At 60.5% G+C, this 15,495-nt stretch carries 13 protein-coding genes and 1 riboswitch; of the genes, 7 read left to right on the forward strand and 6 right to left on the reverse strand.

Annotated features, from left to right (window positions below):
* Positions 1 to 162: 162 nt before the first annotated feature.
* Positions 163 to 2,001, reverse strand: a complete 1,839-nt coding sequence (locus tag ACS4RR_RS13265) for an ABC transporter ATP-binding protein (RefSeq protein WP_260110958.1) — start codon at positions 1,999 to 2,001, stop codon at positions 163 to 165.
* A 295-nt stretch (positions 2,002 to 2,296) separates the two neighbouring features.
* Between ACS4RR_RS13265 and ACS4RR_RS13270 the strand changes: the two genes are divergently transcribed.
* Positions 2,297 to 2,695: a GFA family protein gene (locus tag ACS4RR_RS13270; RefSeq protein WP_222385178.1), complete on the forward strand. Its 399-nt coding sequence runs from the start codon at positions 2,297 to 2,299 to the stop codon at positions 2,693 to 2,695.
* Here ACS4RR_RS13270 and ACS4RR_RS13275 read toward each other — a convergent pair.
* Positions 2,692 to 3,222 carry a DUF1003 domain-containing protein gene (locus tag ACS4RR_RS13275; protein ID WP_222279334.1) on the reverse strand — a complete coding sequence of 177 codons (531 nt, stop codon included), beginning with the start codon at positions 3,220 to 3,222 and terminating at the stop codon, positions 2,692 to 2,694. The genes ACS4RR_RS13270 and ACS4RR_RS13275 overlap by 4 nt on opposite strands.
* 192 nt (positions 3,223 to 3,414) lie before the next feature.
* Here ACS4RR_RS13275 and ACS4RR_RS13280 point away from each other — a divergent pair, with 192 nt between their 5' ends.
* The 3 genes from ACS4RR_RS13280 to ACS4RR_RS13290 all read left to right on the forward strand — a co-directional run bounded on the left by ACS4RR_RS13280 (position 3,415) and on the right by ACS4RR_RS13290 (position 7,488).
* Entirely contained in the window at positions 3,415 to 5,094 is a 1,680-nt protein-coding gene (locus ACS4RR_RS13280; protein WP_222385177.1) for an NAD+ synthase, read from the forward strand.
* A gap of 93 nt (positions 5,095 to 5,187) precedes the next feature.
* Positions 5,188 to 6,018 carry a TolB family protein gene (locus ACS4RR_RS13285; RefSeq protein WP_260110957.1) on the forward strand — a complete coding sequence of 277 codons (831 nt, stop codon included), beginning with the start codon at positions 5,188 to 5,190 and terminating at the stop codon, positions 6,016 to 6,018.
* Between the two features lie 906 nt (positions 6,019 to 6,924).
* Entirely contained in the window at positions 6,925 to 7,488 is a 564-nt protein-coding gene (locus ACS4RR_RS13290; RefSeq protein ID WP_260110956.1) for a hypothetical protein, read from the forward strand.
* Positions 7,489 to 8,076: 588 nt separating this feature from the next.
* On the opposite strand, the gene ACS4RR_RS13295 is transcribed toward ACS4RR_RS13290, so the two are convergent.
* The 3 genes from ACS4RR_RS13295 to ACS4RR_RS13305 all read right to left on the reverse strand — a co-directional run bounded on the left by ACS4RR_RS13295 (position 8,077) and on the right by ACS4RR_RS13305 (position 12,063).
* Entirely contained in the window at positions 8,077 to 9,144 is a 1,068-nt protein-coding gene (locus ACS4RR_RS13295; protein WP_260110954.1) for a 3-deoxy-7-phosphoheptulonate synthase, read from the reverse strand.
* 402 nt (positions 9,145 to 9,546) lie between these two features.
* Positions 9,547 to 10,128: a hypothetical protein gene (locus tag ACS4RR_RS13300; protein ID WP_222385173.1), complete on the reverse strand. Its 582-nt coding sequence runs from the start codon at positions 10,126 to 10,128 to the stop codon at positions 9,547 to 9,549.
* A 60-nt stretch (positions 10,129 to 10,188) separates the two neighbouring features.
* Positions 10,189 to 12,063 carry a methyl-accepting chemotaxis protein gene (locus tag ACS4RR_RS13305; RefSeq protein ID WP_222385172.1) on the reverse strand — a complete coding sequence of 625 codons (1,875 nt, stop codon included), beginning with the start codon at positions 12,061 to 12,063 and terminating at the stop codon, positions 10,189 to 10,191.
* Between the two features lie 270 nt (positions 12,064 to 12,333).
* Here ACS4RR_RS13305 and ACS4RR_RS13310 point away from each other — a divergent pair, with 270 nt between their 5' ends.
* Together ACS4RR_RS13310 and bluB are read left to right on the forward strand one after the other, a co-directional pair.
* The gene (locus ACS4RR_RS13310) at positions 12,334 to 12,495 is read left to right on the forward strand and encodes a hypothetical protein (RefSeq protein WP_456190176.1); all 162 of its coding nucleotides are present in this window, start codon (positions 12,334 to 12,336) and stop codon (positions 12,493 to 12,495) included.
* A riboswitch (cobalamin riboswitch) is annotated at positions 12,463 to 12,650 on the forward strand. Its footprint overlaps the gene before it by 33 nt.
* A 42-nt stretch (positions 12,651 to 12,692) precedes the next feature.
* Positions 12,693 to 13,382 carry a 5,6-dimethylbenzimidazole synthase gene (gene bluB / locus ACS4RR_RS13315; protein WP_170261020.1) on the forward strand — a complete coding sequence of 230 codons (690 nt, stop codon included), beginning with the start codon at positions 12,693 to 12,695 and terminating at the stop codon, positions 13,380 to 13,382.
* A 73-nt stretch (positions 13,383 to 13,455) separates the two neighbouring features.
* Here the strand turns inward: bluB and ACS4RR_RS13320 are convergent, their stop codons facing one another.
* Entirely contained in the window at positions 13,456 to 14,550 is a 1,095-nt protein-coding gene (locus tag ACS4RR_RS13320) for a DUF2865 domain-containing protein (protein WP_170261018.1), read from the reverse strand.
* Between the two features lie 251 nt (positions 14,551 to 14,801).
* On the opposite strand from ACS4RR_RS13320, the gene ACS4RR_RS13325 reads away from it, so the two are divergent.
* Positions 14,802 to 15,338 (forward strand): ribonuclease H family protein, encoded by a 537-nt coding sequence (locus tag ACS4RR_RS13325; RefSeq protein WP_456190143.1) that lies wholly within the window; start codon positions 14,802 to 14,804, stop codon positions 15,336 to 15,338.
* Positions 15,339 to 15,495: the final 157 nt, after the last annotated feature.

Consider the following 15,495-nt stretch of genomic DNA (forward strand, 5'->3'; position numbering starts at 1 on the left):
CCGTAAACGGGGCGAGGGGACGTACCAAACGCAGCGTCGAGTTTGGGGGAAGCGGGCACGGCATGTCCCTTCGCCCGTTTACGGGGGTTCGAAGGACGGGTCGAGACCCGTGGCTCGACCCTGGTCGGTGCCGGCAGGCGTATGAGGGGCTGACACAGACGCTCATATACTCGCCTGGACGCTGTGCAGGTTGGCGTAGACGCCGTCTTGCGCCATCAGCTCGTCATGGGTGCCCTGTTCGACGATGCCATCAGCCGTCAGGACCAGGATGCGGTCGGCGTGGCGGACGGTCGACAGGCGGTGAGCGATGACCAGGGTGGTTCGCCCGCTTGCCAGGCTGAGCAGTGCCTGCTGCACCGCCCGTTCGCTTTCGTTGTCGAGCGCGCTGGTCGCTTCGTCGAAGATCAGAATCTGGGGATTCTTGAGGAAGGCACGGGCAATGGTGAGGCGCTGTCGCTGACCGCCCGAGAGCTTGACGCCGCGCTGGCCGATATCGGTGTCATAGCCCTGAGGCAGGGCGATGATGAAGTCGTGCGCATTGGCCGCGCGCGCGGCCGCTTCCAGTTCGGCATCGCTGGCCTCCGGCCGGCCGTAGCGCAGGTTTTCCGCCACCGTGCCGGCAAAGAGGTAGACATCCTGCTGCACCACGCCGACATGGCGGCGGAGCGAAGTCAGCGTCACGTCGCGGATATCGGTGCCATCGATACGGATCGCGCCAGCCTCGACATCGTAGAAGCGCGGTATCAGCGAACAAAGCGTGCTCTTGCCGACCCCCGAGGGGCCGACCAGGGCGACGAACTCCCCGGGGGCGATGGTGAGCGATAGCTGCTCGAGCACCCGCGGGCCATCGCCCTCGTAGCCGAAGGCGACGTCGGAAAAACGGATCTCGCCCGTTGGCGCCGGCATCGGACGGGCGGCCGGCCGGTCCGTGATATCGGGGGCGATCTCCAGGATCTCCATGGCCCTGATGAAACCGGTGTAGCCCTCCTGCCAGAGGCGCACGAAATTGGCGAGCCGCTGCACCGGATCGACCAGCACGGCGACACAGAGCAGAAAGGTCAGCATATCGGAGACGGTCAGTTCCGCCGTCAGGATGCGCAGGCCACCGATGACGATAACGATTATGGTGATGAGCTGGGCGAAAGTTTCGGTGCCGACCGAAAACCAGGCCTCGCTGCGATAGCCCTCGGCGCGGCTTTGCAGGAAGCGCCGGTTCTGCTCGGCGAAACGTTCCTTCTCCAGCGCCTCGTTGGCAAAGGACTGGACGACGCGAATTCCCGAAAGAGCATCCTCGACGCGCTCGTTGACGGCGGCGACCTGCCGTTTGCTGGCTTCGAGCGCGCGGTTCATCCGCCGGTTGAAATAGAGCGCATAGGCCACCGCCACCGGGGTGAGCAACAGGATCAGGGCCGCCAATGGCGGATCGATGAAGAACAGCACCAGCATGGCGCCACCATATTTGAGCACGGCAATGGAAAGATCCTCGGGGCCGTGGTGAAAGAGCTCGCCCAGCCACAGGCTGTCATTGGTGATGCGGCTCATCAACTGGCCGGTGCGCTGCTGGTCGTAGAAGCTGAACGAGAGCTTCTGGCAGTGCTCGAAGAGTTCCTGCCGCACCATGGCCTCGATGCGGGCGCCCATCACGTGGCCGCGATAGTCGACGAAGAAGATGGCAACGATCTGGACCGCCAGAACGGCCAACATGATGCCGCCCATCGCAAGGATTTGTGCGAAGGCCTGCGGCGCATCGGGCAGAGCGAGAAGACGGCTCGTGACGATGTTGGCGCAGAGCGGCAAGGCAACCGCCGTGCCAGCGACGAGGATGGCACAAAGCAGATCCGCCAGCAGCAAAGGCAGATGCGGGCGATAGTAGGAGAGGAATTTGCGCATGCGCGACCAGCGCCGCCTGCGGTCTGCGGCATTCGCGTCGTCGCGGAAGAGTTTCGGGAAGCGATTATGAGGTCGCGAGCTTTTCCTCGCGCGAGAGAACGAAATGTTCATGAAGCTGAATGTCCTTGTGGGGGATGTTTCCTTTGTTCGGACAGGATCGCTCTCATGTCAGTCTCCCGAGGGTCGGATGAATTGCTCCATAAGTATCGCCGACAATGGTGGTCGATTCAATGCTGTGATGCGAAGAGCCCTGCGGGTGTTGTCGACCAGCAACAGGGGTAATCGCTCCGGCCAAATATGCACAAGGTCGACGACCCTCAAGATTTTTGATGATTTCGTTGAACGGAATGGATTTGACGCCGCGGGCGATCGGCGGCAACATCCCGTCATAAACGGGAGGGCGACCATGACCGAACGGCATACAGGCGGCTGCCTTTGCCGCGCCGTGCGATTTTCGACGACGACGAAGCCAGGACCTGTCGTCGGTTGTCACTGCTCGCAATGCCGCCGGCAGACGGGGTTTTACTACGCTGCGGTCAACGTGGCCCGCGCGGCTCTTTCGGTTGATGGCACTGAGGCGGTCCGCTGGTACCGGTCGAGCGAAGAGGCGCAGCGCGGCTTCTGCTCCAATTGCGGCTCCGCGCTGTTCTGGCAGGCGGACGGATCGGCGGAAGTTTCGGTCATGGCAGGCGCCTTCGACACGCCGAGCGGCCTGGCCTTCGGCCATCATATCTACTGTGCCGACAAGGGCGATTTCTACGAGATAACAGATGGCCTGCCGCAATATGCGGTGAATCCGGTTTAGCCCTTGGCAGCGAATTCGGCGCTGAGGCGGGCAACGTCCTCGCGCAGCGCCGTCAGTTCGGTCAGCACGCGCATGTCGATCTTCTGGTGCAGAGAGAGCACTTCGAGCTCGGCCTTGAGATTGACCTCGTAATCCTTGGCGGCCTCGAAGCGGTCGCGTTCGGCCTGGCGGTTCTGCGACATCATGATGATCGGCGCCTGGATGGCGGCGAGCATCGACAGGATCAGGTTCAGGAAGACGAAGGGATAAGGGTCGAAGGCGCCGCTCACCAGAATGATGGTGTTGATCACCGTCCAGGCGGTGAGGAAGACGAAGAAGGCGATGATAAAAGACCAGGAGCCGCCGATGCGGGCGATGCTGTCGGCGATACGCTCGCCGAAGGAGGCCTCGGCTGAGAAGGCGGCGTTGACGTCGGTCGAGATGACCTTGCGTTGGTGCGCTTTCGCCAGCACGCGCTTTTCGACGTCGCCGAGTTCGTCGGCCGGTTTGTCGAAATGATGGTGCACGAATTCCGAGAGATTAGACATGGCCTGTTTCCGATACCCGTTATCGATGCGGTCGCTTCCGGCGCAAGTATTCCGCTCCGGAGGTAAATTGCAATGCGCATCAATGCCGCGTGGCGCCATGCGCAATCCGTTCATAAAAATTTCGTCACCGCGGGGCGCCGCTTTTGGCACCAACATGTTGCGGTCGCGAAAGGCGCAGGCTAAACAAATGACATGACAGAGGAAAACGCCCTTTCTGATATTTTCCGCATCGCCATCGGCCAGCTCAATCCGACGGTCGGCGATGTCGCCGGCAATCTCGCCAAGGCGCGCGAGGCGCGTTTTGACGCGGGACGGGAGGGCGCGCATCTGCTCGTCCTGACGGAGCTTTTCATCTCCGGCTATCCGCCTGAAGATCTGGTGCTGAAGCCCGCCTTCATTCGCGCCTGCTGGAAGGCGGTCGAGACTCTCGCGGCCGATACCGCCGATGGCGGGCCGGGCGTCATCATCGGCTTTCCCCGGCAGGACGAGACCGGCCGCTACAATTCGGTCGCCGTGCTCGACGCCGGCAAGGTGATCGCGGTGCGCGACAAGATCGACCTGCCGAATTACGGCGAGTTCGACGAGAAGCGCGTCTTCGACCAGGGCGCCATGCCGGGGCCGGTGAATTTCCGCGGCGTGCGCATCGGCATTCCGATCTGCGAGGATATCTGGGGCGATCTCGGCGTCTGCGAGACGCTGGCCGAAAGCGGGGCCGCGATCCTGCTGTCGCCGAACGGTTCTCCCTATTATCGCGGCAAGGTCGATATCCGCCATCAGGTGGTGCTGAAGCAGGTGATCGAGACCGGACTGCCGCTGATCTATGCCGCCCAGCTCGGCGGCCAGGACGAACTCGTCTTCGACGGGGCGAGCTTCGCCTTCAATTCCGACAAGTCGCTTGCCTTCCAGATGAGCCAGTTCGAGACGGCGCTAGCGGTGACGACATGGAAGCGCGGCGAAAGCGGCTGGCATTGCGACGAAGGGCCGATGGCGCATATCCCTGAAAGCGAGGAGGCCGATTACCGCGCCTGCCTGCTCGGCTTTCGCGACTACGTCAACAAGAACGGCTTCAAAACCGTGGTGCTCGGCCTTTCCGGCGGCATCGACTCGGCGATCTGTGCGGCAATCGCCGTCGATGCGCTGGGCGAGGAGCGGGTGCGCACCGTCATGCTGCCCTATCGCTATACTTCCGAGGATTCGCTGAAGGATGCGGCCGATTGCGCCAAGGCGCTCGGCTGCCGCTACGACATCGTGCCGATCGAACAGCCGGTGACGGGTTTCAGCAGTGCGCTCGCCAGCCTTTTCGAAGGCACGGGCAGCGGCATCACCGAGGAGAACCTGCAGAGCCGGGCGCGCGGCGTCATCCTGATGGCCATCTCGAACAAGTTCGGCTCGATGGTGGTGACGACGGGCAACAAGTCGGAAATGTCGGTTGGCTACGCCACGCTTTACGGCGACATGAACGGCGGCTTCAACCCGATCAAGGACCTCTACAAGATGCAGGTCTATGCGCTTTCCCGCTGGCGCAACGAAAACGTGCCGCCGGATGCGCTGGGGCCGTCGGGCGAGGTGATCCCGCAGAATATCATCGACAAGGCGCCGTCGGCCGAACTGCGGCCCGACCAGAAGGATCAGGATTCGCTGCCGCCCTATCCCGTGCTCGACGATATCCTCGAATGCCTGGTCGAGAAGGAGATGGCGGTCGAGGAGATCGTCGCGGGCGGCCATGATGTCGCGACCGTTCACCGGGTCGAGCATCTGCTCTATCTCGCCGAATACAAGCGCCGGCAATCGGCGCCCGGCGTGAAGATCACCAAAAAGAATTTCGGCCGGGACCGACGTTATCCGATCACCAACCGTTTTCGGGATCGCTAACGCAATCGAGATCGCTGACGGCAGCAATTCAAAGCGTTACGGCGTCCTGCGTCTGGAAAGATGCGCGGCGTTGCAAGATTTTCGGGAGGAAACATGCGCAGCTCGGTTGAGATCTACAATGTCAGGACGGGCAGGGCCCGCGAGGTCTGGCAGACGGACAGGCTGGTGGAGGCGCCGAACTTCTCGCCGGATGGTTCCTACCTGCTCATGAACGGCGACGGGCTGCTCTATCGCCTCCCGCTCGATGGCGGCGACGTGGTCACGGTCGATACCGGCTTTGCCGTCAACTGCAACAATGATCACGGCATTTCGCCCGATGGGACTGAAATTGTCATCTCCGACAAGAGCGAATTCGGCAAGTCGGCGATCTATCTCCTGCCGATCGAAGGCGGCACGCCGCGGCTCATCACGCAGAACCTGCCATCCTACTGGCATGGCTGGTCGCCGGACGGGCGCCAGCTTGCCTATTGCGGCATCCGCGACGACCTCTTCGATATCTACACCATCTCCGTCGATGGCGGCGCCGAAACGCGGCTGACGCATGGCGAGGGACGCAATGACGGGCCGGACTGGTCGGCTGACGGCCAATGGATCTACTTCAATTCCAGCCGCACCGGGCTGATGCAGATCTGGCGCATCCATCCCGATGGCACCGGGCTCGAGCAGGTGACATCGGACAATCAGGGCAATTGGTTCGCCCATCCATCGCCTGCCAATGACAAGGTGCTGATCCTGTCCTACGACCCTTCGGTGTTCGACCATCCGCGCGATCTCGACGTACGGCTGCGGCTGATGGACATGGATGGCGGCAATCTGAAGACGCTGTTCGAGCTTTTCGGCGGGCAGGGCACGATCAATGTGCCCTGCTGGTCTCCTGATGGCGAGGAATTCGCCTATGCCAGGTATTTTCCGGTGAGATATTGAGACTGACGCACCGCCATTTTATGATGGGGTGGTGGGTATTTGATGATATCGAGAGACCGCCTACTCGAACACTTTGCTTGGAATCGTTTCAGAAACGGGCTGTCTTTTAACGCCAGCTGCGGCCACCAGCAGCAAAGCCGAATACAGCTGTCACTGCGAGCGATTTGACGGTCTCTAGCAATCCCCACCATGTCATCATGCCGTTTTGGTAAGTGATGTGGTCACCAGCATAAGCCTCGTCAGGGCCGAAAAATACAACTAGGCACATCCAGGGGAAGGTCGCAACAAAGGCTCCAACCATCGCGCAATTTGCAAGGGGCGGCCCTACACGTCGCCTGAAGTAGCATAGCAATGGAATCCCCAACACAGCAGTTGGCGGATACGCACCAATGAGCGCGACGGCCTGAGTTGTTCGGATAACGCGCTCGGTCATATCCGGCAGGCCCTGATACAGTGGGCTGTAAACAGCGTATGCGAAGGACGCGATTTAGGGAACTACGATCAACGCAATCGTTACTCTCCACCAAGGTGGAGATGGAAGAGTTTTTACAGGCATGCGTCCCCTATCGAAAAAGTTTATTCGGCAGGATTTCACGTCACAGTGTGAGTAACAACGTCGCGCCCGGCCTCATCTTCGAATTGCTGATGCGCACGCTTTTGAGGGGTGGGTGATTGGGGGCTCCCAAGGTTTGATTGCAGTAGCTGCCTCTAGTTTCGTGTAACTTGCCGAAGCGGACGGGTATTCTATTTCAAGATGAGCTGTGGCATTTATTCATCTTCCTAATTGTGGGGGAAATATTGTGACCTGAATATCAGCGCTATTCTGGCTGGTAACGACTGGCGCCCAATGCTCCAACCCGCTCTTTTGGCATCCGCGAACATGAGGATGAACCTGGAGGTATAGACTTGCTGGCTGTCTTGAGATGCGCGTGGACGCTGCGTGGTTTCACGGTCGCCGGCCCCTTGGTGGCAATGGGTTTCACGCTCGCAGGTTGTTCATATCTTTTTGTCCGTGGCGTCGAGGGAAGCTACCTCGCAACGGGTACTCCGGTGCTCGGAAAGGTGACTGCGAGGGACGAGAGTGAGGAGATGGGGGGGACGATTGAGATCGGCTCGGCCGAAAGGCAGCAATGCAAGGGTCGCTACAGCGTATCGCAGGTGAAGACGAATTTCTGGAAGCTTGAGACCGGCGAGCGAACCTACCGCGGGAAGATCTACTGTCTGGATGGTCGAGCAGGGGCGTTTGAACTCATATCGAAGGATAAGGGGAAAACCGGCTCGATTACCGGCGAAATCAATGGCGAGGCATTTCAACTCGATATGTTCGGATCGAAGAGCCGTGAGTGCATGACGGAAGAATGCAGATGGGGCTTGAAGTGGACTTACGAAAAAGAGCGCGACGACATGCGTACCTATTACAGGGTCGCGACTGAACACGAGCCCGATTCAATGCATCCATGGCTCTATTAAATCTACTCCTATTCCGCGTGCCGGTGATCCGGTCCCGAGCTCCGCCCATGATGGCGGGGCGGTGGGTTAGTAACCCCACGCTGCTTGGGGATCGGCGACTTCGCGGATGATTGGACGAGAAATCTGATATTGGCCTTGGTTCCAATCAGCCTACCGGTACCAACAGCAGCGCCATAGTAATTGTTATAGCCGACCTCGCTGTTGGCAATTGCGGCGAACTTAGCGCCCATCGCGAGCGGCATTGCGGCCAGCGCCACGAATGCGACGACAGGCCCGAGCACCGGCGAAGTGGTGACGATCGATTGAGCACCGTTGATAGCCGTCTCCACAAACGAAGGTATTTTCCGACCAAGCCGGCTCCGACGACAAATGACGTGCCCGCGAAATATGCGCCTGTGTCGGCCCATCTGGTCGCTCCATCATCAGACACCTGCATTTGGCGGCTGTGGCTCGTTGGGATGAATGGGCATGAACTGGCGGTCACAGCCAGCGGCAGTGTCGCCATCGGCGTACCGTGAGATAACCGGGTTGCCCCCACCGCCCTGTAATGGGCGGCGGGTTTCTGCCCGCTGCGTTTAATGCTGACTATCAGGCTGCGACGGCTGCCTTGCGCCGGGCGCGGGCGGACTGCGCCAGGTCTTCCAGCGTCGCCACCGACATATCCCAGTCGATACAGCCGTCGGTGATGGACTGGCCGTAAACCAGCGGCTTGCCGGGAACGAGGTCCTGGCGGCCAGCGACGAGGTTGCTTTCGATCATCATGCCCTTGATGTCGCTATTTCCGGAGGCAATCTGGGTGGCAACGGATCTGACGACGAGCGGCTGGTTCATCGGGTCCTTGCCGCTGTTGGCATGGCTGGCATCGATGAGGATGCGCGGGGCCACGCCGAGCTTGACGGCTTCGCTCGTGACGGATTCGACATCGGCCGTCTCATAGTTTGGCCGCTTACCGCCGCGCAGGATGATGTGGCAGTCCTCATTGCCTGTCGTCGAGGCGATTGCTGCCTGTCCGTCTTTGGTCACTGCCGGGAAGTGATGCGGCTGCGAGGCGGCGAGGATGGCGTCGAGCGCGACGCGCACACCACCATCGGTGCCGTTCTTGAAGCCGATCGGGCAGGAAAGGCCGGAGGCAAGCTGGCGGTGGACCTGGCTTTCGGTCGTGCGCGCACCGATCGCGCCCCAACTGACGAGATCGGCGATGTATTGCGGCGTGATGGTGTCGAGGAATTCGCAGCCGGCCGGAAGGCCCATGGCATTGATATCGAGCAGCAGGCGTCTCGCAATCCTCAGCCCTTCCTCGATGCGGTAGCTGCCGTCGAGATGCGGGTCGTTCATCAGGCCCTTCCAGCCGACGGTCGTGCGGGGTTTTTCGAAGTAGACGCGCATGACGATCTCGAGATCGCCGGCGAAGCGGCGGCGCTGTTCCGCCAGCCGTTCGGCATATTCCCTGGCGGCAACGGGATCGTGGATGGAGCAGGGGCCGATGACGACGATCAGCCGGTCGTCTTCGCCCTGCAGGATCTTATGGATCGCATCACGGTTACTGGTCACGGTCTTACTGACATCAGCATTGCGGGGAATTTCCGCGATGATATCGGCGGGTTTGGTCAGCGGGGTGATTTCGACGATACGCAGATCGTCAATGGTATCAGACACGGTATGGCTCCTGTTTGGTCATACCCGGGCGGAACAAAAAAACCGCCAGGTAGACTAGCGGCTGTTCGGGTTGTCGTCGCGTCGAATTCAGTTACGCATGGACCCGCATCCGCTGAGAGTAGCGGTACCAATAAAATCGCGAGGCGCAGATTGATGTGATCGACATGAGAGGTATGTAGTGTCACGGCCACGCGTTGTCACGCAGAATTTTCGGCCTGAAAATCCGGCGTTCCCCGAGATGGCAACGGCTTCTGCGGAAGGGAGACCCCCGGCGAGGCAAGAAGCGCGTCGCACTCGATCTCGTGCAGGCGACGCGCTCTAAGCTTTGTTTAAACCTGTCGCCCTAAAGATGCTTCCGGGCGACGGTCGTTCGCACTGTTCCAGAAGACTCAGTTCCTGAGATCACAGGGCGTCGACGTTCACGCCGACGGTGATGGCGCCGATCGGTGTTCCCTTGTCGTCTGATATCGTGACGCTTGCCTGCGACTGCAGTGTCTGGGTCGACTCATCCTTTTCGATCTCGTCGACGAAGACGGCGTCCTTGCCGGCTCCGAAGGACTTCTGGAACTTGGCCTCGTCGCCCTGCCAGTAATCCGATGTGGTGTCGCTTTGACCGACATTCAGGCCTTTTGTATCCATGACGAAGATTTCCGTGATCTTGCCGCCGGAAGCCTCCTTCTTCCCCTGAAGGAATTTCGACAGTGCGTTGTTGAGCACACCATCGATCATCGAGTGGTCTGAGCCATCGACTTCGGCACGCCACTTCTTGTCAAGGGCGTCGACATCAGCAGCATTGAGATTGGCGTTGGCAGCGTTCTGCGCCTTGATAGCCTCGATGATGGCGGGGTCGTTAAGCCAGGGCTTTACATCGCTTGTCACGTAGTCGGAGATCGGGGCAAGCTTGGCATCCTGTGCCATGGATACGCCCACGGGCATGGCAAATGCGGTGCAGGCCAAAAGAAATGCGGGCACGATTTTCTTCATAAGCGTTTCCTTCCTGATTATAGGTTGCTGAGAACTAAGGCTTATCGGATGCAGGCGACGTCAAAACTCCTCCCAGGCACCGGGAGCAGCGGCAACGGCGGCATTGCCTGCATGACGCTGCATGACGGCTCTGGGCTCGGGACGAGCTTGGCGGGCGGCTTGAACGGGTTTGGGCTGGCTGGCGGTAGACCCACCGACCACGAACCTGCCGGCCGAGTCCTGCAGCAGGCGTCCTTGCGACAGCAGTTCGTGGCAAGCCGCGTTGGTTTCCTCGACCATTGCCGCGTTCTGCTGTGTCGTCTGATCCATCTGGTTGATTGCGCTGTTGATTTCCTGCAGGCCCGTCGCCTGTTCGCGATAGGATTGGACGATGGAAGCGATGCTATCGCTGATGCGGTTGATCTGCTCCTCGATCTTCAGCAGGGCGTCACCGGTTTCGTTCACCAGCCCGACGCCCGCGGCAACTTCCTGGCCGGATACGTTGATCAGGTTCTTGATTTCCTTTGCGGCATTTGCCGACCGCTGAGCGAGTTCACGCACTTCCTGCGCGACAACAGCAAAACCCTTGCCGGCCTCGCCGGCGCGCGCCGCCTCGACACCGGCGTTCAGCGCCAGCAGGTTCGTCTGGAAGGCGATTTCGTCGATGACGCCGATAATGCGGCCGATCTGGCTCGAGGAGGTTTGAATCCGGTCCATCGCGCCGATTGCATCGCGCACCACCGTCGCCGAGACATGAGCGCTCCGCTTTGTCTCCTCGACCAACTGCCCGGCATTTTCAGCCCGTTGCGACGATGTTCTGACCGTGGTGGTCACCTCATCCAGTGCCGCAGCGGTCTGTTCCAATGCTGCTGCCTGTTGCTCGGTCCGCCTGGCGAGTTGATCCGCGGAGTTCGCCAGCTCGCTGGAGCCGGTTTCAACCGCCACGGAAGCGGTCTTTATCTCTGTCAGAGCGGCCGCGACCGCATCGACCATGTTGTTAAAATCCTGCCGCAATTTATCGAATTCGGGACCGAGATCGGCCAATTGTATCGAGAAATCGCCGGCGGCAAGCTTTTCCAATGCATTTGCGAGAGAGGTCATGACCAGCCGCTGGGTGTTGCTGGCTTCTTCGGTGAACAATACATTGCGCGCCCGTTCGGCGTCGAGCGAAGCGCTCTGCTCGGCAGCGGCCTGCTCTCTCTCGACCTTCGCAATCGCCTCGTGGCGGAAGACTTCCAACGCGCGTGCCAGAAAGCCGATCTCGTCGCCATTTTCCCTGTAGGTGACGGGAGAGGCCAGGTCGCCTTTCTGCAACGCGCTGATTCTCTCACTGAGGATCCTGATGGGCCGGCCAACGAGGCTGCGCATGGCGAGAAGGAAGGCAACGACGGCTATGGCGGTGATCGCGGACTGCGTGAGCAGCGAAATGAGAACTTTCTGCCTGACTTCGGAAGCGATTTTTTCGACGGACCAGTTCGTGACGACGTAACCGGTGGCCTTGCCCGACTTATCCAGCGGGAGCGGCGCGATGATCGTCACGACGCCGGCAGATATTCTACCGTCATCGATGGTCGTCTTTTCCGGTTTCGCGCTCAGGCTCTTCGCCAGATCGGTTGGTGCCGGCAAACCACTGACGCCATCGCGCGCCCAGGTATCGACGGCGGCAGGTTCGGCGTTGAATGCGGCAAACTGCACGAGATCGAGCGAGGGGTCGTCGCGGTAGAGCGAATAAGCCTCTCGAACGGCGTTCGCCTTCCCCCATTTCACGCCGCCCGCTGCCAGAGAGGCAAATTGCTCGGCATCCTTGGACCAGTTCGCCTTGGCGCCATCGATCAAGGCCCGGGTTTCGTACATCCAGGTATAGGTGGCGAAAGCGGAAATGCCGCAGAGGTTCACGGCAACGATAATCGCCGCCAGCTTGGCGGTCAGAGGCATCGTTTTCAAAAATTGGAACATTCCGCGGCGGCCTAGAATTGCGGCTCAGTCGGACATGTTCCGGACTGGCGTATCAATACGGGCATCGACGCTGACGGTCACATCATGAGCCCTCATGCCCATGTCCTGATAGCAACCCAAAACGCGTAAACGCAGTGTGTATTTGATGTGTGAATAAATCATAAAGTAGAATGGTGCTGGGGTACATGCGGGTCGTTTCACCCTGGCGCCTGCGGGCGCCAAGCCCAGCGAACCGGCGGGTACTGTCGTATCGTGCTGGACGGTGGAGGGATGGAGATACGCTGGGCAACGGCATTGATCGCGGTTGCCTGGCTGCTGTCGGCGTCATCGACATCGCCGAAGGCCATGCAGCGTGTCGGCGGCGTCATGCGGGCCGCCTTGCCGCCGCCGCGCTTTCCTGAAATAGATGCGCCGTCAGGTGCCCGCCGGTAAGGCGGGAGAATCGGGAATCCGGTGCAAAGCCGGAACGTGCCCAACGCTGTAAGGCCGACGTTTGCCGCTTCATCACGCCACTGGCTTCTTGCCGGGAAGGCTGCGGCAGACGGATGACGCCCAGTCAGAAGACCGGCCTGGCTAGATAGACCGATCCGCGCGGACGGCGGGGCGGTTGCGTTGTTGGGGATTTGACGATGCGACCCTTTGATGAGGATGCCCTTTCGGCGGCGTCCGGTTTTTCCTTGGCCGAACGCGAGGCCGTCTATCATGCGATCATGACGCGGCGCGACGTTCGCAGCCAGTTCCTGCCTGATCCCTTGCCAGACGATGTCGTGGAGCGTCTGTTGACGGCCGCCCATCACGCGCCGTCGGTTGGTTTCATGCAGCCGTGGAATTTCATTCTGGTGAAAAGCCCGACTGTGCGGGCGCGCGTCCGGAATGCCTTTGCCAGCGCCAACGAGGAGGCGGCGCTGATGTTCGAAGGCGAACGGCGGCAGGCATATCGTTCGCTTAAGCTCGAAGGCATTACGGAGGCGCCGCTCGGGATCTGCGTGACCTGCGATCCCACCCGCGGCGGCAGCGTGGTGCTGGGGCGTACGCACAATCCGAGGATGGATAGCTATTCCACAGTCTGCGCCATCCAGAACCTCTGGCTTGCCGCGCGGGCGGAAGGGGTCGGCGTCGGCTGGGTCAGCATCTTTCATGAAGGCGACCTGAAGAGCATTCTCGGCATACCCGAGCATATCGAGGTGGTCGCCTGGCTCTGTGCCGGTTTCGTCGATCGGCTCTATGACGAGCCGGAACTCTCCGTCAAAGGCTGGCGGCAGCGGCTGCCGCTTGAGGAACTCGTCTTTCATGATGGATGGGGACGAAGCGAGCCCTAAATAAAGTGCGTCGCATCGAAGACGCATGTCGTAGTCCCAAAACCGCCGCGCGGTTTGGGTGGCTTGATTGATATCACTGCTGTTGTTGTGGTTGCGGGCCCGGCGTTGCCGGATTGGTGAGGTCGATCGAGCCCTGATCGCCGGCGAGAAACTGGGGGCCGACCTGACGGACGCGGTTCTGCGTCGGATCGTAGGGGCGCTCGGGAACGGATGGTTGCGGCGCAGCTGCGGCATCCTTCGCCGGGGGATTGGTGCGGATAGTGGTAATGGAGCTCTGCTGCGGTGGTTCGCTCACCACCTGCTTGCCGCGCATCTCCTCATAATAGGCGGTGAGATTGCAGGCGCAGGAGGACTTTTCCCCGGGCGTGCGGTTCTTGTAGGCAAAGGCATTTTTCATGGCGCTGTAGGGCGTGCCCGTTGCGACCGAGATCATGTTCGAGGCTTCGGTGCTCGTCACGTCACGATAGAACAGTTCGGTCTCGATGCCCGGGCACATCTTGGCGCAGGTCTGTGCGTCGCGGCCGAAATCGACCGATGTGGCGTTCGAACTGATCGGAAAGAAGCCGCCGTCACAGCTGCGCACGCACATGGTGCTGACCGGCGAGAGCATTTCGGCCCGCGGCACGCCGTAACGCGGATCGACCTCTTCACCGCCGCCGAGCGGAATAAAGGTGTCGGTGCGCATCGCCTGTTCTTCGACGCTCGGGGCGAGGTCGTCGGCGCTGCGATCGCTCGGGGCATAGAAGTTTTCGCTGTTGCAGCCATTGCGGTCGAGAGCGGCGGTCAGCTCGCGGCGCGCGTCCTCATTGCCGTCGGTCTGGTTGCGCAGCTCGTCACGGCGGTCCTGGAGATAGCGGATGTTGTCGATCATCCGGGCTTCGGACTGCGACAGCTCGGCGCAATAATCGGCATTTTCGCCGCCGATGACGACCATGCTGCCCGAGGTGCAGCCGTTGCCGCGCAGCTCGTTGCGGACCTTGCGCAGCTCGAGGTTCTGCTCGGCCATGGCGCTGGCATATTGGCGCGCTTCCGGACCGTTGGTATTGCCGATCGACCGCGGCAGGTCGGCGAGGCGGCCACGCAGATCCTCACAGATAGTAATGGACTGCCCGGCAGCGGGCGCTGCGAAGACAAGGAAGAGGGCAAGAGACAGGTTTCGGCGTTTCACGGCGTCGCCCCGGAATGAGCAAAGAATCGATCGGTCACTGTCGGCGTCCATCCGCCGCGCCTTGTCTCTTAGCTTGTTTCTCTTAATAAGCTTGGAGATATTCCTAGCGTATTTTCGGGATTTTATCCAGCGGACAGCCAAAGACCCAGTGTTCGATTATGAAGAAGCTGCCGATGGTAATCAACGAGGCCAAGTGCCCACTCCAATCTCCTGGGGCGCTTGAGAAACGTACTCATATCCGGACGCTGAAAATGACAGGAATTGCCAATGAACTCAGCTCCCCCGCAACGATAGTCGGGCTGCCGGAAACCCAACACGGCTTCCACGTCTTCGTGGACGGCTGTTATGAACCCGGTTCTGGGCACGGAGGTTGGGCATTCGTCGTTTATTGCGATGCCGCGGAAATTGCGTCCGGCTTCGGTGGCGCGGAAGATTCCGCCAATAATTCGGTGGAAGTGATGGCCGTCCTCAAGGCTGTGGTTTGGATCAACAGCGAGGCAAGCGGCGAGCCCGCGACCATCTGGTCGGATTCCATCTACGCCATCAAAGGCTGCAACAGCTGGCGACATATCTGGAAGAACAACGGCTGGAAGAAAAGCAGCCCGAATGGGAATGCGCGAAGGCGAACGATCGCCAATGCGGAACTCTGGAAGGCGGTCGATCTTCAACTATCCCAGAATGGCCTGGTGACCATTGCCTGGTGCAAAGGCCATTCCGGCATTGCCGGCAACGAGCGCGCGGATGCGCTCGCGGATAAAGGACGTCTGTCGATACGGAGTGCCTGGTAGGGCATCAGGACATGTGTCGGAGCGGCTTCAGGGGCCGCTCGTACTATCCCACGCCCCGGGCCTCATATCTGCTCGATATCAACCGGCTGCAGATGCTCGGGACAAGCCCGAGCATGACGAAAGAGGCGTTGCCGGCTTTGTCGGCAGTCTGAGCCGG

Source organism: Rhizobium zaerense, from assembly GCF_051810725.1.
GTDB lineage: Bacteria > Pseudomonadota > Alphaproteobacteria > Rhizobiales > Rhizobiaceae > Rhizobium > Rhizobium leguminosarum_I.

Bases quoted from the DNA above. Each gene is read 5' to 3' on its own strand.
- ACS4RR_RS13270 (WP_222385178.1), top strand. From the start codon at position 2,297: ATGACCGAACGGCATACAGGCGGCTGCCTTTGCCGCGCCGTGCGATTT.
- ACS4RR_RS13265 (WP_260110958.1), bottom strand. From the start codon at position 2,001: ATGAACATTTCGTTCTCTCGCGCGAGGAAAAGCTCGCGACCTCATAAT.
- bluB (WP_170261020.1), top strand. From the start codon at position 12,693: ATGCGACCCTTTGATGAGGATGCCCTTTCGGCGGCGTCCGGTTTTTCC.
- ACS4RR_RS13300 (WP_222385173.1), bottom strand. From the start codon at position 10,128: ATGAAGAAAATCGTGCCCGCATTTCTTTTGGCCTGCACCGCATTTGCC.
- ACS4RR_RS13325 (WP_456190143.1), top strand. From the start codon at position 14,802: ATGACAGGAATTGCCAATGAACTCAGCTCCCCCGCAACGATAGTCGGG.
- ACS4RR_RS13305 (WP_222385172.1), bottom strand. From the start codon at position 12,063: ATGTTCCAATTTTTGAAAACGATGCCTCTGACCGCCAAGCTGGCGGCG.
- ACS4RR_RS13280 (WP_222385177.1), top strand. From the start codon at position 3,415: ATGACAGAGGAAAACGCCCTTTCTGATATTTTCCGCATCGCCATCGGC.
- ACS4RR_RS13285 (WP_260110957.1), top strand. From the start codon at position 5,188: ATGCGCAGCTCGGTTGAGATCTACAATGTCAGGACGGGCAGGGCCCGC.
- ACS4RR_RS13275 (WP_222279334.1), bottom strand. From the start codon at position 3,222: ATGTCTAATCTCTCGGAATTCGTGCACCATCATTTCGACAAACCGGCC.
- ACS4RR_RS13310 (WP_456190176.1), top strand. From the start codon at position 12,334: ATGGAGATACGCTGGGCAACGGCATTGATCGCGGTTGCCTGGCTGCTG.